Below are 17841 nucleotides of genomic sequence, written 5' to 3'. Positions count from 1 at the left end.
AGGTAAACGACGAGTCATGCTGAGCGTAGTGAAGCATCTTTACCGCTTCCTCCAAACGGTTCAACGAAGCGGTAGAGATGCTTCACTGCGTTCAGCATGACTCGTTTCTTCGTTTTGCTCCGCAAACAAACCTATCGCCCTATTTTTACGCTACCTCCAACGGCCCTGCACCATGACTTACACGAACAAGCACCTTATTGAGGCGTACACCAGCCTCTTAGAGGGCCTTAGCGCGACCAGTAAGCTAGAGCTAATCGAAAGCCTGGCGCAATCGCTGCAACGCGGCCAGCCTGACCAAGACGTGAGCTTTTTCCAATCTTTCGGGGCTTTCGGCTCGGATAAGCCGGCCGAGGAAATCGTGGCTGATATCAAGGCAAGCCGACAGTTTCGCCGTAAGGATATTTCCTTCTGATGCCTTATTTACTTGACACGAACACCTGCGTTTTCTTTCTGCGGGGAAAGCTGGATTTAAACAAAATCATTCGGGAGAAGGGCCGCGAAAATTGCTTTCTTTCAGAAATCACGGTAGCCGAGCTGCGCTACGGTGCCGAAAACAGCGACCACCCTACCAAGTCGCACCAAGCTGTCGATAACTTCGTCGGGGGCCTGGCTATTCTGCCTATTTTCAGTTGCATCAGGCGCTACGCCCAAGAGAAAGTGCGCCTTCGCAAGCTGGGCCGGCCCATGCACGACGAGTTCGACCTGCTCATCGGCGTTACGGCCGTGGAGCACGAGCTAATACTGGTAACGGACAACACCAAGGATTTTGTGCATATCGAAGGCATTGCGTTGGAGAATTGGTTTGTGAGGAGCTAACCGTTCAAACCTCTGCCCCGCCAGCCCGTTTGGCAAGCACGCTCATAGTGCTTTCATGCGGATTCCTTACCTCCTGACTACCCTGCTCGCCCTACCCGCCCTGCGCGGCCAGGCGCAAGCCCCTACCCCCACCGACACCACCACCCGCGCCCTGCCCGCCGCCACCGTGGTAGGCTACGGCCAGCGGCTGCCGCTCCGGCGCACGGCGGCCGGCGTGGGTGTTATCGACCAGGCTATTATCCAGCGGTTTAATGAAAGCTCGCCGGCCGCGGCCGTGAACACGCTACCCGGCGTGCGGCTGGAGGAGCGCGCCACCGGCAGCTACCGCCTCAGCGTGCGGGGCAGCACGCTGCGCTCGCCGTTCGGGGTGCGCAATGTGAAGCTGTACTACTTCGACATTCCCTTCACGGAGGCCAACGGCACCACGCCGCTCAACATCCTCGACCCCGCGCAGCTCGGGCGGCTGGAGGTGCTGAAGGGGCCGGCCGGCAGCGTGTACGGCGCGGGCACGGGCGGCGTGGTGCGCCTCGAAAACCGCCGCCCCGCCGCCGGCCAGGCGCAAGCCCAGGTGGGCTACTCGGCGGGCTCGTTCGGGCTGCGGCGCTTCACGGCCGCGGTCGAAACCAGCCAGCAAAACGGCGACTACTGGCGGGCGCAGTACGCGCACCAGCAGCTCGATGGCTACCGCCAGCAGAGCAGTTTGCGCCGCGATGTTTTTGCCCTGGATGGGCAGGTTTCGCCTTCCGATAAGCAGACGCTCGCCATCCACGCGCTCTACACCGACCTCTACTACCAGCTGCCGGGCGGCCTCACGCGGGCACAGTTCGAGGCCGACCCGCGGCAGGCGCGGCCGGGCACGGCCGCCGCGCCCGGCACCGTGGTGCAGCAGGGCAGCTACGCCTCGCAAACCGGCCTGCTGGGGCTCACGCACGAGTACCGCTTTTCGGAGCGCTGGCGCACCACGGCCACGGTGTACGGCCGCACCGTGCGCGTGGCCACGCCTTACCTGGTTGACTGGCAGCGCGATGCCGGGCTGGGCGGCGGCGGCCGGGCCACCCTCAGCTACCGGGGGCGGCTGGCCGGGCGGGTGCTGCGGGCGCAGGCGGGCGGCGAGTTTCAGGCGTCGTTCACCGATTCGCGCAGCTACCTCAACGTGCGCGGCAACCCCACTACCCTGCGCTACGACGACGAGCTGACCACCCGCACGGGCTTCGCCTTCGCGCAGGCCGACTACGAGCTGCCGGCCGGCTTTTTGCTCACGGCCGGGGCCAGCTACAACCGCCTGCGCTACCACATCGCCCGCGTGAGCAGCGCCGCCACCAACCCCAATGGCTACGTAGTAACCCAGAATTTCCGGCCCGAAGTGCTGCCCCGCGTGGCCTTGCTCAAGGAAATCACGCCCGCCATTTCGGCCTACGCCAGCGTGAGCACCGGCTACTCGCCGCCCTCCGAGGCCGAGCTGCGCCCTTCGGATGGCAGCATCAACCTCGACCTGCAAGCCGAGCGCGGCACCAGCTACGAGCTCGGCGGCCGAGGCCAGCTGCTGGGCGGCCGCCTCACGTTCGACGTGGCTTTATTTGACTTCGCGCTGCGCAATACCATCGTATCGCGCACCGACGCGCAAGGCTTTCAGCTCTACGCCAACTCGGGCAACACCCGCCAGCGCGGGGCCGAAATCGCGGCCAGCGGCTACCTCTGGCAGCCGGCCGGGCCCGCCACCAGTTCCGCCGAGGCGCAACCCAACGGCCTGCGCCTGTGGGGCAGCTATGCTTATAATCACTTCCGCTTCGGCAGCTACGAGTCGGCCAGCGGCCAGAGCTTCGGCGGCAACCGCCTCACGGGCAGCGCGCCGCACACGCTCAGCACGGGGCTCGATTTCGGCGTGGCGGGCTTTTACCTCAGCCCCACGCTCAGCCACCAGGCCCGCATTGCGCTCAACGATGCTAATACTGACTACGCGGCGGCCTACTGGGTGCTGGGCAGCCGGGCCGGCTGGCGGCGCACGCTGTGCCGCCTGGCCCTGGAAGTGTACGGCGGCGTGGAGAATGCTACCGACCGCCGCTATAGCCTCGGCAACGACCTCAATGCCTTCGGGGGGCGCTACTTCCAGCCCGCGCCGGGGCGCAACTACTACGCGGGCACGCAGGTGGGCTGGCGCTGGCGGTAGCATTGTATCGCACAACTGCGCTTTCGGAGTGCAACTCCGAAAGCGCTGCTGGCGCTGCTGCATGTGGCAGTACTTGAGGCACGCGGCACTTTCTCCGGCCCCCGCGCCCAATCTTTGCGCCCATGTTTACGCGCGAGTATTTGCAGTCATTGGCCACGGCCACGGTTTTCAGCCGGGGCAAAGACTACTTCCGGTCGAAAAGCGTGGGGCGCATCACCCGCGAGGGCGACAAGTTCACGGCCAAAGTTCATGGCTCCTACCCCTACAAAGTGCAGCTGACGCTACGGGCGGGCGGCGCTAAGCTGAAGTGCAACTGCCCCTACGATTTCGATGGCATCTGCAAGCACGCGGTGGCGCTGGGGCTGGCCGTGCTCGAAGAGTTTGGCCCGCGCCTGGCGGCCAGCGGGGCGGCCGCGCCCGCCTTTAGCCCGGCCGCACTGGAGGCGGCCTTGCGCAGCGCGCCGGCCGAGGTGCAGCTAACTTTTCTGGCCGACGCGCTGCGGCGCGATAAGGCACTGGCCCAGCAGTTTTTGGCGCACGCGGGGCCGGCGCTGGCGGCCAGCGCGCCTGCGCCGCCAGCCGCGTTTACAATCGATAGCATCAGCACCGAGGTGTACGAAGCGCTGTCGGACCTGGCTTTCGACCGCGAAATGCTGGACGACTACGACCCGGATTTCGCCGACTACCGCCACGAGGAAGACGCCCTGCACGATGCCGCAAACGAGGCTATTGCCGCCGTGCTGCTGCCGCACGCCGAGGCCGTGGGCGAGGCGCTGCACGCCGGCCGCCTGGCCGAGGCCCTGCGCCGCTGGGTGGGCGTGTACGAGGGCAGCGCCGCCGCTACCGAGCCGGCGGCCGACGACTACGAGCTATTCGGCTACGATGACTACCCAACCCACACGCAAGGGCGCTGGCTGGAGCTACTGGCCGAGCAGCAGCTGCCGCAGCTGCTCGAAACCAAGCACTTCGCCGCCGATGAAGTAGCGGCTGCGCTCGCCCTGCTGGCCGGGCGCTACGATAATGGCCAGCTGCGGGCGCAGCCCGGCACCAAAAAGCCGGGCCGCGCCCCCGCCGCGCCGGCCGCGCCCGGCCCGCTGGCGCTGGCGCCGCCCGCGCACTTCCACGACCTACTGCACGCCCTGGCCCACGACCCCGGCGCGGCCGCCCAGTTGCGCCCGCTGCTGGCGGCCGTGCCCACGCCCGAGGCCGGCCTGGCCCGCGTGCTGCTGCGCGTGGCCACCGTGCTGGCCGATGAGCCCCTGTGGCTGCGCACCAGCGAGGCCTTTGCCGCCCACGATGCCAACCTGGCCACGCAACTGCTCGACCGCTACCGCGCCAGCGGCGACCACGCCAGCGTGCGCCGCGTGCTGGGGCAGCTGCGCGAAAAATTTTCGCAGCCACTCAACGCCTACATCCTGCGGCACCTCACGCTGGCCGACGACGCGGCGCTGTACCTGGCCGCGCTAACGCAGCGCTGCCGCCACACCCACAGCCTGCCCGACTACCTCCTATTGCAAGCCCACTGGAGCCCCGCCCAGCGCCGCGCCTTTGTGGATGAGCAGGTGGCCCTGGGGGCCCGCCCCGGTAATAATCCGCTGTTCGGGGCCGAGCTGCTGGTGGCCGAAAACCGCCCCGCCGAGCTGCTGCCCTACCTGCGCCGCCTCCAGTGGGCGTGGCAGCGTGCGGTGCCCAAGGTGCTGGCCCTAGCCGCCCCCACCTACCCCGACGACTGCCTGGAACTGGTGATGGAGCGCACCGAAACCCTGCTGCAAGACACCAGCGGCCGCACCCGCGACCACTACCAGCGCATCGCGGCCTGGCTCACGGCCCTGAACGCGGTAGCCGAGCTACGCCCGCCCGTGGCCCTCTTCGCGGCGCACCTCTACACCGAGTACGCCCGCCTCGCGGCCCTGCGCGAAGAGCTGCGCGCCGCCCGCCTGGTGCGCACGCACCTCGTGGGCAAGCAGCACAAGCTGGTTGTTTCGGAAGAGGAAGACGAGGAAGTACGTGCGCTGCTGCGCGATAAGCAGCCGCCCAAGGCGAAGTAGAACACTTTTCTCCTGCCCTTTCATGCGCAAGTTGTGGCTTTTATTGGTTTGTTGCGGAGTAGCGCTTGGCTGGTATTTTTTGCAGCGGCCAAATACCGCTGTCCGCTTCGTCAGCTACGAGGTAAATCCGCAGCAGCAGGAACTGCGCCTGTTTTACCAAGACGAGCGCGGCCGGCGCTTCGGCAGTCTCGGGCGGCTGCGGGCGTGGCTGGCGCAGCGCCCCGACTCGCTGGCGTTTGCCATGAACGGCGGCATGTACGCGCCCGGCGGTGTGCCCAAGGGGCTGTTTATTGAAAATCAAAAGCAGCTCGCGCCGCTCGACACAGGCCACGGCGCGGGCAATTTTTACCTCCAGCCCAACGGCGTGTTTTACCTTACCACGGCGCGGCGGGCGGGCATTTGCGCCACCCGCGAGTTTCGGGGCAAGGCGGGCGTGGCCTACGCCACGCAGTCGGGCCCGCTGCTACTGGTGGGCGGGCGGGTCAACCCGCTGTTCACCCCTGGCTCGACCAACGTGGTAGTGCGCAACGGCGTGGGCCTGCGGCCCGATGGCCGGGTTGTGTTCGCCCTATCGCGCGAGCCGGTCAATTTCTACGATTTTGCGGCTTTCTTCCAACGCCGGGGCTGCCGCGAGGCGCTCTACCTCGATGGCTTCGTATCGCGGCTGTATTGCCCGGCCCTCGGCTGGCGGCAAACGGATGGCGACTTCGGCGTCATCATTGGCCTTACCACGCCAAAGCGGCCGTAGCCCAGGCGCGCCGCCTGCCCTACGGCCGCTTTTACTGCTTGTTAAAACCTGCGCACTCGCGCTTATTGCATCTGCAACTTCTGCACGGTGGTAGTCGTGGCGGTTTTGATGGTGGCCATATACAGGCCTTTAGGCAACTTACTCATATTCAACTGATTACTGCCAGCGGCCAGCGCAACTTGCAGCACGGTGCGGCCGCTCACGTCCTGAAGGATGAGCTGCGCCGGGCCGGCTTTCAGCTCCACGCGTAGGTAGTCGCTGGCCGGGTTGGGGTACAGTTGCAGGGCGGCGTCGGCCTGCGCGCTTGCCGTGCCGAGGGCGGTGGCCGTGGGCCGGAAGGCCGCATCCAGGTAAGCCAGGCGGCTGGTGAGCCAGGTGGCCGGATACGCGAGCTGGGCGGCATCGTACTGGTAAGCCGGCCAGGCCAGGTGCTCGCGCTCGTACACGTTGTTGGTCAGCAGGTAGTCGGTGCTCGCCTGTAGCTTGCCCGTGATGTAGGCGCTCGTAACCACCGACGTGCGCAGGCTAACCCAGCGGCTGGCCAGCGCCGCCCGAAAGCCCGTGGCCGAATGGTCTTGCATCAGCCGGTCGTAGAAGCCGTTGGATAGCAAGTCATTGGTTGTGGGGTCGCTGCTGCCATTCCAGATGTTGCCCAGCACACCGTCCAGGTCCCAGGGCACGTAGTAATACGGCTCGCCGACCTTGTATTTGGCGAGGTAGATGTTCTTGCCAGTGTTGTCAGTGGCGCGCATCAGGTTCAGAAAAAGGAAGTAGTCTACCGCGTTGGCCAGGTTGAAGCGGCTCTTGTACTGGCTATAAAAGTCAGCATCCGAGCTATTTACCACAAAACTCACGAAGCTATGCAGGTTGCTCCAGTCGGTTTTCTCGCTGGGCTCCTTGTACTCGAAGCCCTCCCAGACCAGGCTGCTGTTGTTGAAGGGCGGCGCCGCATCGAAGATGGCCACGCTACGGTCGATGCCCTTGTAGAGCTCGCCCGCGATGGTGTTGTTGGCGTACTTTTTCAGCTTGAGCTGCTTTTTATCGACCCGCTCGGTCAGGGCGTAAATTCCCTGGTAGCTGCCGTTGATAAACACCTCGGTGTACGCCATGTCGATACCGTTCTTGGCGTTGGGCTCCTGCGCTTTGTAGTACACCTGGTGGATGCTCTGCCACAGCTCGTTGGCCACTTTCAGGCGCATGCGCAGCTGGTCGTTGTACATCGCCTGGAGGTTCCACTTGTTGTCGTTGCGCATGCCCAGCAGCGGCAGGTCGCGGTTGGCCGCGCCCAGCGTATCGGCCCACAAGCTCAGCTCATACGACTTTTTGGGGTATGACTGCGAAAAGGCCCCCCGAATCTCGATGCCCGTGGCCGATTGCGCCAGCACGCCCGTAGTATCGGTCAGCACCAGGTTGGCATACACGCTGGGCGCGTCCACTATCTGCTGCCGGGTGCTGAGGGTTAGCACCGGCACCTGCGTAAAGTATACGGTGTAGGTTTTGGCATTGGCCGTGGCCTGGTACGAGCCGGCCGTGCCCAGGCGCGCCACCGCCCGGCGCAGGGTGTAGTGCTGCCCATCCACAGCGAGGGTTCTTATTGAGTCGCTGGTGGCGGCGGGGCTAAGTTGGCTGAGCGGCGCGTTTATCAGGATGAGGTTTCGGCCGGCATCGACATGAAAAAACGCCGGATTAAATGTAACTATTCCTTGCGCACCTGCTTCTTGCCAAGCTGGCAGCAGCGCGGCCACTGCCAGGCCGGTCTTAAATCTTTTCAGTAGAAAGTTTGTCTTCATAGCCAGGTTATTTCGATAAATGGAATTCTATATAAGGCGCCGCAAAAATACCCTGTTAAGTGCGTTTATTGGCTTGTTTTTATTAATTGCCGCTACCGGTGTATTTATATTCGTTCTGACTTTCAGCCTTTGAAAATCGAAATCTTCTAGCTTTTCCGCTAATAGTTATGCGCCGCTCTTCCGCCCGCCGAGTACCACCCGGCTTAGTCAAAACTTATCCCCTTATTTTGCATTTTATATTTATGAAAAAAATTTACGCCTTGGCTTTGCGCAAGCTTTTTTCCTGGTCGGCGTTGCGCGCGCTGGCGCTGCTGCTTATACTGAGCGGCGGCGCTCCGCGCGCGTGGGGGCAGCACTTCGCTGCCATCGGCGACTACGGCTACGCCGGCCCCGCCGAGCGCGACGTGGCCAACCTGGTTAAGAGCTGGAACCCAGATTTTATTATTACGCTTGGCGACAACAACTACGATGTGGGCGACTCGACTACCATCGACCAAAACATCGGCCAGTACTACCACGAGTACATCTACAACTACAAGGGCCGCTACGGGCCCAAGACGTTCAGCGACCGGTTCTTTCCTTCGCTCGGCAACCACGACTACTACACCCGCAACGGGCAGGCCTACCGCGACTACTTCACCCTGCCCGGCAATGGCCGCTACTACGATTTCGTGCGCGGCAGCGTGCATTTCTTCGCCCTCAACAGCGACCCCGCCGAGCCCGATGGCATCGGGGCCGCTTCGCAGCAGGCGCGCTGGCTGCAAGCCGCGCTGGCCGCCTCCAAGGCCCGCTGGAAGGTGGTGTACCTGCACCACGCACCCTACTCGTCGGGGGCGCACGGCAGCACGGCCGTGACGCAGTGGCCCTTCCGGGCCTGGGGGGCCTCGCTGGTGCTGGCCGGCCACGACCACCACTACGAGCGCCTGCAAGTAGATAGCCTCACCTACATCGTGAACGGGCTGGGCGGCCGCAGCACCTACACCAGCAGCCGGCCCCGGCTGCCCCAGAGCCAGCAGTACTTCACGGGCCAGTACGGGGCCCTGCTGCTCGATGCCACGCCCGACAGCCTGAGCTTGCGGTTTTTTACGCGCCAGCGGGTGCTCATCGATTCGTATGTGCTGCGCCAGCAGCTTAGCACCGCGCCCCGGCTCTACCCGGTTGTGCCCAATCCGCTGCGGGAGGCGGCGCGGGTTGAGTTTTCGCTGCCCACCGCCGCCGCCGTGCAGGTGCGCGTGCTCAATGTGCTGGGCCAGGTAGTAGCCACGCTCTACCAGGGCACGGCCAGCCGGGGCTGGCACCAGCTGCACTGGGCCCGCAATGGCTTGCCGGCGGGCATGTACTACGTGCAGCTGCAAGGCAATGGCCTGTCGCAGGTAGAGAAAGTGCAGATTGATTAACGGAGAATTCTGGCCGCGCGCCGCTGCCTTAGCTCGACGTGCCGGCCGACTATCCTGCTAAGGCGGGCGCTTGTAGCAAACTGCGGCGCGGCCGGCCTACTCGCCGGCCCGCCGGCCGGGCGGGCCGGCGAGTAGGCCGGCCGACAAACGCAAGCCAGCAGTTGGCCGTAAGCGGGTTACTTCATTTATTCCTGCTTTCTACGATGAAAAAGACTCTCGCCCTCGCCGCCCTCTTGGCCGCCACCATCGGCACGGCCGCCGCCCAGCGCAGCAGCGCCAATACGGCCGGCAACCACCCCGGCGGCACCAGCACCGGGGCCAATGGCAACGCCAACACCAGCAGCGGCAACAGCAGCAACACCAGCAGCAGCGCCGCCAATAACAACCCCACCACCGCCACCCCCAACTACAAGCCCGCCCCCGGCGCCAAGCCGCGCGGCACCGGCAAAGACACCAAAAAGCCCGCCGCCGCTGGCGCTACCAAAGTAGTGGTGCAGTCGGGCGGCCAGGGCCACAACACTACGCCCGAGCCCAAAGGCAAGGCCGTGGCAGCACCCTCGGCCACTACCTCGGGCAAAGGCAAGCAATAATAGCTTCCCTGCTGCCACCTAGTAAAAAAGCCGTCCTCCGCGTGGGCTGGTCTTTACCCAAATCCTGAAGAGGTTCTAGCAAGTGCTGAGTGCATCTGCCGGAACCTCTTCTCAATTAACTTATAAACTGATTGCATCGCTTATGTGTATCAGATGCAACCACGTCTTGATTCAAGTTATTTGGTTTTCATCCACTCTGCGTCTTTGCGGCCACTAACGTAAGTTACCACCTTAAGTAATTGCTTTTGACTATCATATAAAAAATCAAACGTAACAGGTGCTTCTTTCATATAAAACTTGTGCTCGCTTTGAGGATATACTCGCACCTGAGGCAATCGGTCATTTGGGTTGGTATCTTCTATGAACAATGACCCCTCCTTAAATACAACGATAAGTTTATGGCTCGCATCAAATGTATACTCGCCAGCATATTTTTCCAATATAGCTTTATTCACTACCACGGTAGCCTCAACTGGCTTACCAGTTGCTACTCTGGCAATATCATTCGTCAATACCGTCCAATCCATATCCTGTTCAAAGCAATTAAACAGGGTGACAACGTAAGTATCCGCGTCGGGCAGATAGATTTCATCGGCTTGAAACCCATCCGTCGAGCCAGCGTGCTCGGTAGTTGTGCTGGCATCCAATTTTCTTAAATACCACCCGTAGCCATAGTCCGAATAGGTACCATCCGAAAGACGGTAGGGCGTGTGGGCTTTCTTTAATAGCTTTTTGCTTACGAGCTTGCCAGCCCGTAGCGCCTGGTGCCACTTGTATAAGTCTTCTGCGGTTGATGCCAGGCCACCCGCCGCATACATGATGGTTATATCTTGCAACTCAGCTAGCTCCAACCCCTTGTCGTACCGCGAATAGCCCTGCGGCATATTCGCTACTACCTTATTCGCTGTTAAATATTCTGTATGCTGTAAGCCGGCTTTATCCAGCAGATTATGCTGCAAATAGTTGGCGTAGCTTTGCCCGGCCACTGCTTCCAAGATGTAGCCCAGCAAGTAGTAGTTGGAGTTGCTGTAACTGAATTTGCTTCCAGGCTTAAATTCCAGCGGTTCATTTTTGAAATAATCTACTCCCTGCTTCGGGGTATAGCTAGCTCGCTCGGCTACCCGATTAGTGATAGCCTGGTAATCCTTAATGCCTGAAGTATGGGTTAGCAGATGCTCAATGGTTATGGAATATTGCTTATGCGGGTAATCCGGCACGTACCGTTGAATACTGTCTTGCAAAGAAATTTTGCCCGCTTCTACTAATTGTAGAATAGCGATGGCCGTAAACTGCTTTGTGATAGAGCCAATCCGAAAAACCATGTCTGGCTGCATCGGGGTTGCCGTTTCTGCATTGGCGAGCCCGAAAGCTTTTTTATAAACAATTGCTCCTTTTTTAGCAATCAATATTACTCCGCCGGGGGCAATAGCTTCTAATCGTGTAACAAGTAGCCCGTCTACCGCTATTGCCAGCGATTCGGTAGTTCTAGGCTGCTTCTGCCCATAAGCCTGTATGCTAAGGCAAGTTGCACAACCGAATGCTACTAACAACCTATTCATTGCCAATCGGAAATAGAAGGTGGCAATGCGTAACGCTATGCACGTTGCCGACCAAGGGAAAATCGCGGTAATATATTCAACGCATTTGCACTTTGCGGTATTTTATAATACGCTTTCCAACTATATTTAGAGGATAACCCCCGCGTGGCGCCGGCTTCCTATCTGCCCTACAGCGTAACCCCGATGCCCGGCCCGAACAGCAAGAACGGCTTGCCCTTGGTGAGCAGGTAGCCGCCGCCCAGATACAGCGGAAACGTGAGCCGCGCGCCCGTGCGCACCGGCACCACCGAGCCCAGCACCACGAGGCCCAGGTCGCGCTGCACGTCGCTGTTATTACTGAGGTTGAAGGCATTGAGGGCCACAAAGCCCGCCCCGATGCGGTAGGGCCGCAGCTTGTTGATGCGGTCGGGGGCGTAGAAGCTGAGCTGCGCCAGCGTGGCCAGGCTGATGCCGCCGAAGCTGTTGTACGTCGATTCGCCCTGGTACTTGGTGAGCAGGCCGGCCGGAAAGCTCACGCTGATGTCGAAGTTGAGGTGGCGGCGCAGCACCAGCTCGATTTGCTGCGAGTAGCCTTTGGTGCCGTACTGCCGGGCATCGTGGCGCAGCGTGATGGTGATGCGGTACCAGGCGTCGAGGTCGTAGGTTTTGCGGCCCAGGATGCTGTTGAGGCTGAAATTGCCCACCTGGCACTCGTTGCCCTGGTAGTAGGCGTAGCGCGGCGAGGCCTCGCCGGGGCAAATGACCAGCTGCTCCACGGTGCGCTGGTCGATGAGGTTGCCCTTCTCATCCACCGTGCGCACGTCCATCGTCAAATACTGGCGGCCGTAGAGGTTGCCGGCTTCGTCGATGGCGTTGGTGTTGAAGCTGAACACCACGTCGGGGATGGTTTTGTCGTAGAGCGTCGGCCCGTTGAGCTGGGTGGCGGGGTGCGGGCCGTCGCCGTAGTTCACCTGCACGAAGTTGAGCGGGTGGGGTCGCTGGGCTTCCTTCACTTGCAGGCTAAAGCCGGTAGTGGCGTTGCCGTTGAATATCTCGATGCGCTTGCGCACGCTGCTCAAGGGCACTTGTACGCGGTAGATAACGGCTTTTTCGGAGCGCGTGGACGAGTCGGAGGGCACGATAGTGGCCCCGTCGAAGTGGTAGCGGCCCTTCAGCAGCGACTCGCCTTCGAGGCGCACGTCCACGGTTTCGCCGGGGTTGATGGTGGTATTCGGGCCCCAGTCGCCGCCCCGGTGCAGCACGCTGAGCGCGGCGATGCGCGGGCGCGGCGTGATGTCGAAATTGGTGATAAACCGGGCCACGTCGCCGTCCTTGATGTATAGGTAGCCGTCCGATTGCCGGTGCGTGTTGTACACCCGCAGCTGGCACAGCACCCGGTCATTGGAAAGGTAGGTGCGCGTGAAAAGCTCGGCCACGAGCGCCCCGCCCGCCTCCTGCTGCGCCTCGATGCGGTAGGTGCGGCGCAGCTCAAAGGCGTGCCCGTTATCGAGCACGAACTCGGTGCCGCGGGTGCGGCCGTCCTCGTCGTAGTCCACCGTTTTGCGCTCGGGCGTGAGAAAGCGCAGGCGGCTGGCGCGCACGTCGAAGGCCAGGCGCAGCGGCGGCAGCTGGTAGCTGAGGCGGCCGGCCGCGTCGAGGTGCGGGCGCTCGGCCAGCGCCTTGAGCGTGAGCGTGTGCACGCCCAGCGTATTGGGCAGCACGTGCAGGCGCAGGCCGCCCTGCTCGCGGGCCAGGCGGTAGTCGATGTCCTGGCCGCGCGTCCACTCGTTGGGTACGCGCACGTTGGCCTGGTTGTCGGTCAGAATCTCAATTACTTTTTCCTCGCCCACAAACAGCTCGCTGTCGAGCACCCGCGCATCGAGCGTGGTCCGCGTGAGGGGCAGCAGCTCCACTACCTGCTGGCGCAGCGTGGCCTTGAGCGCGCGGCCGGCCGAGTCGGCGGGCGCGGCCGGCGCGGGCTGCACGAATACCAGCCGCACGAAGGGCACGCCCGTGAGGTTGTGAAAGCGCAGCGTGCCGCGGTACTCGCCATCGGCCCCGGCCACGAGGGTGTCTTGCAGCACGTAGTCGGCCGAGGGCAGCAGGCGTGGGGCGCGGCCGCCGGGCTGCACGGGCGCGAGGCGCAATTCGGCGGCCTGGTCGTCCTGATGGTAGTAGAAGTAAAGGCGCGGCGCACCGGCCACGGTCGTCATCTGCTCGCCGAGGCGGTACTGCACCGTATCGAGCGTGAGGCTGAGGCTGCGCAGCAGCTGGGCCGGCGCGGCGGGTGCCTGGGCACGGGCCACGCCGCTGTAAAACAGCCCTAATACTACTAAAAACCAATATTTCTTTTGCATAGCGAAGCACCGATGGCCGCCGCAAAGGTCAGGATAGTTTTGAGTTTTAAGTGCTGGATTTTGAGTGGTGGGCTTTGAATCACGGCTGTCATTGCGAGCGTAGCGCAGCAATCGCACCTGTTCAGCCATGCCATGCCGAGCGGGTTCCGCTCCGGTGCGATTGCTTCGCTGCGCTCGCAATGACAGTCCCAACTCAGCCGTTCACTTCTTCAGCCGCCGCTGCTGCCGCCAATGCTGGCAGTCGCGCCAGATGTTGCCCACGAAGAAATTGAGGCGGTAGCTGTAATAGCAGCCGTTGAAATCCTCCTTATAGTCAATCGCCTTCAGCGAAACGCGGTAGCCCGCGCCCACGCTCACGCCCACCCAGCGCGTGGGCTTGAGCAGCACACCCAGCCCGATTTCGGCCGGGATGAAGAGGCCCAGCTTATCGGTCGTGACCTTGCCGTGCTCGTCGGTGATGGTGTAGTGGCTGCGGCCTAGGCCCACATCCACGGGCACGCTCAGCTCGATAAAGCGGCGGCTGAAAAACGTGTAGGCGAAGTTGGGCGTGAAGTACGTGAGGCTGAGCGAGGGCGTGAGCGTGTCCTTGAGCTTGCGGTTTTTGCCCTTGCCCGAGTAGGTGTAGAGGTCGGCGTAGCTGCGGCGCAGCGTGTAGGCGCCTAGCCCCAGGCGGTAGCGCTTGCCGCGCGGCACCACCCCCACATTCACCCCGATAATGCGCACCGCCGACGCCTGCACGAAGGAATTACGATTGTCGAGCACTAGGCTGAAGCCCAGGCGCGGCACGCGCGGCGGCGCAGGCAGCGGCGTGGCGGGCGGCGCGGGCAGCGGCCGGGCGAGCGGCAGCCGCCGGGCCGTATCGGCCGCGATGGTGATAGTAGCGCCGGCCGGCTGCTGCGCCTGGGCGGCGCGGGCCGCGCCCAGGCCAGCGGCCAGCGCCAGCCAGCGCCGACCCGGCAGCCGAAATAAAACAGGTATCGCATGCCTCACCACTCTGGGAATTAAAAGCTGGCCGGAGGTTTAAGCCGCAAGATACAAGCGGCTTCCGATACAGTGTAGCGCAGTATCGGGCCACTCGGTGAGCGTTTCCTGAAAAGCCCGGCTGGCGCAAACCGCCTGCGCCGCTCGGGCGGCGGTTTTTACCGTTCGGCGGGCTGGCTTACCGTTAGTTGGGTAGTCAGTTTGGGAGGCTGGGCCGAGCGGGTAGGTTTGTTGCATCCTTTCACCGACAGCCTTTTTTCGTATGTACACCTCGCTTTCTCCGCGCTCCTTAGTTTTGTTTGCCGCTTTGCTGGCCAGCACGGGCACGCACCACGCCACCCGGCAAGCTTCGGCCGCGCCGGTAACCCAGGTGGCCGAGGCCGCGCACCCGGCCTTCACGGTGCAGGTGGTGGGCAAGGGCCGGCCGGTGCTGCTGATACCGGGCCTCACCTGCCCCGGCGCGGTGTGGGCCGAAACCGTGGTCCGCTACCAGAAGCAGTACCAGTGCCACGTGGTGTCGCTGGCGGGCTTCGGTGGGGTAGCCGCCCAGCAGCCCCTGCCCGCGCACCTGCTGCAAGGCGTGCGCGACCAACTCCTGACCTATATCAAAACTCAGAAGCTGACTAAGCCCGTGGTAGTAGGCCACAGCCTGGGCGGCTTTCTGGCCCTCTGGATGGCCAGCACCGACCCCGCCGCCCTCGGCCCGCTCGAAATCGTGGACGCGCTGCCCTTCTTTTCGGCCATCCAAAACCCCGCCACCACCGCCGAAACCGCCCGCCCAATGGCCGAGCAAATGCGCCAGCAAGTAGCGCAGGGCCGCATGACCATGGCCGCCGAGCGCCAGCTAGTAGCGCCGCTCGTCACTGATTCGGCCCGTATTACGCAGGTGGCGCGCTGGGGGCTGGCCTCCGACCCGGCCACCGTGGGCCAGGCCATGTACGACATGTATACCACCGATTTGCGCGCCGACCTCGGCCGCATTCAGCAGCCGGTGCTGGTGCTGAGCTCGTGGGCGGGCTACAAAGCCTACGGCGCTACCAAGGCCAGCACGCTGGCCATCTACACCCGGCAATACGCCGGGCTGCCCCAGGCCCGCATCGAGATGTCGGAGGCCGGCCGGCACTTCCTCATGTACGACGACCCGCAGTGGTTTTTCGCCCAAACCGATGCTTTTTTGCAGCAGGCGGCTGCGGCTAAGCGCTAGCGGGCGCGGGCGGTCATCATGCCGAGTATAATGTGTATTTGTCATGCTGAGCGCAGCGTAGCGGAGCCGAAGCATCTCTATCGGTGAACTAACTCCTGACGCTAGCAACGAAGCAATAGAGATGCTTCGACTCCGCTGCGCTGCGCTCAGCATGACGGCCTTAATCCACTCAACTCCCGATACCATCTTCCCATGACCCCAACCCTACCCCGCCAGCGGCTCTACTGGATAATTCAGGTGGTGGGCTGGCTGCTGTATGCCGGCCTGGGGCTGCTGCTCATCAGCCTGTTTGCCCCCAATGTGCGGATAGGCGCGCCCATTCTGGCCATTCAGGCGGCGCTGGTGGGTATGCTGGTGCTCACTACCCACGGGCTGCGCGCCTACTGGCGGTGGCGCGGCTGGTGGCAGCGCCCGGCGGGCGCGCTACTGTGGCGGCTACTGCTGGGCAATGCGGCGGCCGCGCTGGCCGGGCAGAGCGTGCTGGCCGGGGTTATCGCGTTCATCATCCGGCCGCCGGCCAACCTGGGCGGCCGCCTGGCGGGCGGCGGGCAGTTTGTGGGCTACGTGCTGCAAACGTATTTTGTGCTGGGCCTCTGGACGGCCTGCTACGCGGGCCTGCACTACCTGGGCCGCTACCGGCAAGCCGAGGTGGCCAAGTGGCAGCTGCAAGCCACCGCCCGCGAGGCCGAAATCCGCACGCTGCAAGCCCAGCTCAACCCGCACTTTCTGTTCAACGGCCTCAACAACATCCGGGCGCTGGTGATGGAAGACCCCGCCCGCGCTCGCCTCATGATGACGCACTTGGCCGAGCTGCTGCGCTACACCATGCAGCGCAACGGGGCCGAGCGGGTGCCGCTGGCCACGGAGCTCGAAATCGTGGAAAACTACCTCCAGCTCGAAGCCCTGCAACTCGAAGAGCGCCTGCACTATACTATCGACGTAGCCTCCGAGACGCTGCCCGTCCCCGTGCCGCCCATGACCTTGCAGCTGCTCGTCGAAAACGCCATCAAGCACGGCCTAGCCCCGCGCCCGGCGGGCGGTAGCCTCAGCCTGGCGGCCCATCTCGACGCGGCCGGCCCTACCCTGCACGTGGCCGTGCGCAACACCGGCACCTACGCGCCGCGCCCCGGCCACCCCGGCGTGGGCGTGCGCAACGTGCAGGAGCGCCTGGCGCTGCTCTTCGGCCCCGCCGCGCACTTCCGCATCGGCCCCGACCCGCTGCTGCCCGATACTGTGCTGGCCGAGCTGGCGCTGCCCGTTGGGGAAGTAGTAAAGTGGTGAGTAGTTGTTTTGCGCTAAAGAAAAACGCCTGTCCTTGCGAGCGCAGCGAAGCAATCGCACCCGAATGGAACCCGGCGAGCGCGCTGAACAGGTGCGATTGCTTCGCTGCGCTCGCAAAGACAACTTCACTCATTCACTCATTCACCACTTCACTCATTCCATGACCGCGCTGCTCATTGACGACTCGCGCCTGGCGCGCACCGAGCTGCGCCACCTGCTGCGCGCCTTTCCCGAAGTAGAAGTGGTGGGCGAAGCCCGCCACGCCGACGAGGCCCGCGCGCTCGTGCAGGAGCTGCGCCCCGACGTGCTGTTTCTCGACATCCACATGCCGGGGCAGACGGGTTTCGACCTGCTGGCTTCGCTGCAAGGGCCGGCCCCGCAGGTCATTTTCACCACCGCCTACGACCAGTATGCGCTCAAAGCCTTCGAAGTCAACGCCCTCGACTACCTGCTGAAGCCCGTGAGCGAAAGCCGCCTGGCCGCCGCCCTGGCCAAGCTGCGCCCGGCAGCGCCAGCGGTGGCGGCAGCCACTCCCCCACCGCCAGCCGCCAGCCCAGCGCTGCCGCCGCTGGCGGCTCACGACCAGGTTTTCGTGAAGGAAGGCGAGCGCTGCTGGTTTGTGCGGCTGGCTGATATTCGGCTGTTTGAAATCAGCGGCGGGGCCACGCGGGTGTATTTCGAGCAGCACCAGCCGCTCATTCCGCGCACCTTGCAGCAGCTGGAGGCGCGGCTCGACCCCAAAGTATTTTTTCGGGCCAACCGCCAGCAAATCATCAATTTGCAGTGGATAGCCGGTATTGAGCCCTGGTTTAGCAATACGCTCAAAATCAAGCTCCGCGAAGGACCGGAAGTGGAAGTTTCGCGCAACCAGTCAGGCTTGTTTCGGGAGCTGATGAGCTTGTAATTCAGCTGTAGCGTAAGCTT

14 protein-coding genes are annotated in these 17841 nt (G+C 63.2%); 10 read left to right on the top strand and 4 right to left on the bottom strand.

The window, feature by feature from the left end; genetic code table 11:
* Nucleotides 1-172 precede the first annotated feature (172 nt).
* The 5 genes from VFO93_RS19705 to VFO93_RS19685 all read left to right on the top strand — a co-directional run bounded on the left by VFO93_RS19705 (nucleotide 173) and on the right by VFO93_RS19685 (nucleotide 5779).
* Nucleotides 173-412 carry a hypothetical protein gene (locus tag VFO93_RS19705; RefSeq protein ID WP_325136105.1) on the top strand — a complete coding sequence of 80 codons (240 nt, stop codon included), beginning with the start codon at nucleotides 173-175 and terminating at the stop codon, nucleotides 410-412.
* Complete coding sequence (locus tag VFO93_RS19700; RefSeq protein ID WP_325136104.1) at nucleotides 412-816, top strand: type II toxin-antitoxin system VapC family toxin; 405 nt, start codon at nucleotides 412-414, stop codon at nucleotides 814-816. Before VFO93_RS19705 ends, VFO93_RS19700 begins: the two co-directional genes overlap by 1 nt.
* A 55-nt stretch (nucleotides 817-871) precedes the next feature.
* On the top strand, nucleotides 872-2983 hold the full coding sequence (locus VFO93_RS19695; protein ID WP_325136103.1) for a TonB-dependent receptor family protein: 2112 nt from the start codon (nucleotides 872-874) through the stop codon (nucleotides 2981-2983).
* A 122-nt stretch (nucleotides 2984-3105) separates the two neighbouring features.
* Nucleotides 3106-5031: an SWIM zinc finger family protein gene (locus VFO93_RS19690; RefSeq protein ID WP_325136102.1), complete on the top strand. Its 1926-nt coding sequence runs from the start codon at nucleotides 3106-3108 to the stop codon at nucleotides 5029-5031.
* Between the two features lie 79 nt (nucleotides 5032-5110).
* Nucleotides 5111-5779: a phosphodiester glycosidase family protein gene (locus VFO93_RS19685; RefSeq protein WP_325136101.1), complete on the top strand. Its 669-nt coding sequence runs from the start codon at nucleotides 5111-5113 to the stop codon at nucleotides 5777-5779.
* Between the two features lie 62 nt (nucleotides 5780-5841).
* Here VFO93_RS19685 and VFO93_RS19680 read toward each other — a convergent pair whose 3' ends face one another.
* Nucleotides 5842-7569 (bottom strand): CotH kinase family protein, encoded by a 1728-nt coding sequence (locus VFO93_RS19680; RefSeq protein ID WP_325136100.1) that lies wholly within the window; start codon nucleotides 7567-7569, stop codon nucleotides 5842-5844.
* Nucleotides 7570-7811: 242 nt separating this feature from the next.
* Here VFO93_RS19680 and VFO93_RS19675 point away from each other — a divergent pair, with 242 nt between their 5' ends.
* Both VFO93_RS19675 and VFO93_RS19670 read left to right on the top strand, forming a co-directional pair.
* The gene (locus VFO93_RS19675; protein WP_325136099.1) at nucleotides 7812-8966 is read left to right on the top strand and encodes a metallophosphoesterase; all 1155 of its coding nucleotides are present in this window, start codon (nucleotides 7812-7814) and stop codon (nucleotides 8964-8966) included.
* Nucleotides 8967-9169: 203 nt separating this feature from the next.
* Nucleotides 9170-9556 (top strand): hypothetical protein, encoded by a 387-nt coding sequence (locus tag VFO93_RS19670; protein WP_325136098.1) that lies wholly within the window; start codon nucleotides 9170-9172, stop codon nucleotides 9554-9556.
* Nucleotides 9557-9732: 176 nt separating this feature from the next.
* Here VFO93_RS19670 and VFO93_RS19665 read toward each other — a convergent pair whose 3' ends face one another.
* The 3 genes from VFO93_RS19665 to VFO93_RS19655 all read right to left on the bottom strand — a co-directional run bounded on the left by VFO93_RS19665 (nucleotide 9733) and on the right by VFO93_RS19655 (nucleotide 14441).
* A complete protein-coding gene (locus VFO93_RS19665) occupies nucleotides 9733-11115 on the bottom strand; it encodes a serine hydrolase domain-containing protein (protein WP_325136097.1) in 1383 nt (460 codons plus the stop codon).
* A 167-nt stretch (nucleotides 11116-11282) separates the two neighbouring features.
* Nucleotides 11283-13451, bottom strand: coding sequence for a hypothetical protein (locus VFO93_RS19660; RefSeq protein WP_325136096.1), 2169 nt, complete (start codon nucleotides 13449-13451; stop codon nucleotides 11283-11285).
* Nucleotides 13452-13652: 201 nt separating this feature from the next.
* The gene (locus VFO93_RS19655) at nucleotides 13653-14441 is read right to left on the bottom strand and encodes a hypothetical protein (RefSeq protein ID WP_325136095.1); all 789 of its coding nucleotides are present in this window, start codon (nucleotides 14439-14441) and stop codon (nucleotides 13653-13655) included.
* 253 nt (nucleotides 14442-14694) lie between these two features.
* Between VFO93_RS19655 and VFO93_RS19650 the strand changes: the two genes are divergently transcribed.
* The 3 genes from VFO93_RS19650 (at nucleotide 14695) to VFO93_RS19640 (ending at nucleotide 17821) form a co-directional block, all read left to right on the top strand.
* The gene (locus tag VFO93_RS19650) at nucleotides 14695-15636 is read left to right on the top strand and encodes an alpha/beta hydrolase (RefSeq protein WP_325136094.1); all 942 of its coding nucleotides are present in this window, start codon (nucleotides 14695-14697) and stop codon (nucleotides 15634-15636) included.
* Between the two features lie 192 nt (nucleotides 15637-15828).
* Nucleotides 15829-16917 (top strand): sensor histidine kinase, encoded by a 1089-nt coding sequence (locus tag VFO93_RS19645; RefSeq protein ID WP_325136093.1) that lies wholly within the window; start codon nucleotides 15829-15831, stop codon nucleotides 16915-16917.
* Between the two features lie 160 nt (nucleotides 16918-17077).
* Nucleotides 17078-17821, top strand: coding sequence for a LytTR family DNA-binding domain-containing protein (locus VFO93_RS19640; protein WP_325136092.1), 744 nt, complete (start codon nucleotides 17078-17080; stop codon nucleotides 17819-17821).
* Nucleotides 17822-17841 lie beyond the last annotated feature (20 nt).

It is taken from the genome of Hymenobacter sp. (genome assembly GCF_035709525.1).
GTDB lineage: Bacteria > Bacteroidota > Bacteroidia > Cytophagales > Hymenobacteraceae > Hymenobacter.
Note: the sequence above shows the minus strand (reverse complement) of the source record. Positions and strands in the feature narration are given on the sequence as shown.

Coding starts and splice junctions, on each gene's coding strand:
- VFO93_RS19705 (WP_325136105.1), top strand. CDS start 173: ATGACTTACACGAACAAGCACCTTATTGAGGCGTACACCAGCCTCTTA.
- VFO93_RS19700 (WP_325136104.1), top strand. CDS start 412: ATGCCTTATTTACTTGACACGAACACCTGCGTTTTCTTTCTGCGGGGA.
- VFO93_RS19695 (WP_325136103.1), top strand. CDS start 872: ATGCGGATTCCTTACCTCCTGACTACCCTGCTCGCCCTACCCGCCCTG.
- VFO93_RS19690 (WP_325136102.1), top strand. CDS start 3,106: ATGTTTACGCGCGAGTATTTGCAGTCATTGGCCACGGCCACGGTTTTC.
- VFO93_RS19680 (WP_325136100.1), bottom strand. CDS start 7,569: ATGAAGACAAACTTTCTACTGAAAAGATTTAAGACCGGCCTGGCAGTG.
- VFO93_RS19675 (WP_325136099.1), top strand. CDS start 7,812: ATGAAAAAAATTTACGCCTTGGCTTTGCGCAAGCTTTTTTCCTGGTCG.
- VFO93_RS19670 (WP_325136098.1), top strand. CDS start 9,170: ATGAAAAAGACTCTCGCCCTCGCCGCCCTCTTGGCCGCCACCATCGGC.
- VFO93_RS19665 (WP_325136097.1), bottom strand. CDS start 11,115: ATGAATAGGTTGTTAGTAGCATTCGGTTGTGCAACTTGCCTTAGCATA.
- VFO93_RS19660 (WP_325136096.1), bottom strand. CDS start 13,451: ATGCAAAAGAAATATTGGTTTTTAGTAGTATTAGGGCTGTTTTACAGC.
- VFO93_RS19650 (WP_325136094.1), top strand. CDS start 14,695: ATGTACACCTCGCTTTCTCCGCGCTCCTTAGTTTTGTTTGCCGCTTTG.
- VFO93_RS19645 (WP_325136093.1), top strand. CDS start 15,829: ATGACCCCAACCCTACCCCGCCAGCGGCTCTACTGGATAATTCAGGTG.
- VFO93_RS19640 (WP_325136092.1), top strand. CDS start 17,078: ATGACCGCGCTGCTCATTGACGACTCGCGCCTGGCGCGCACCGAGCTG.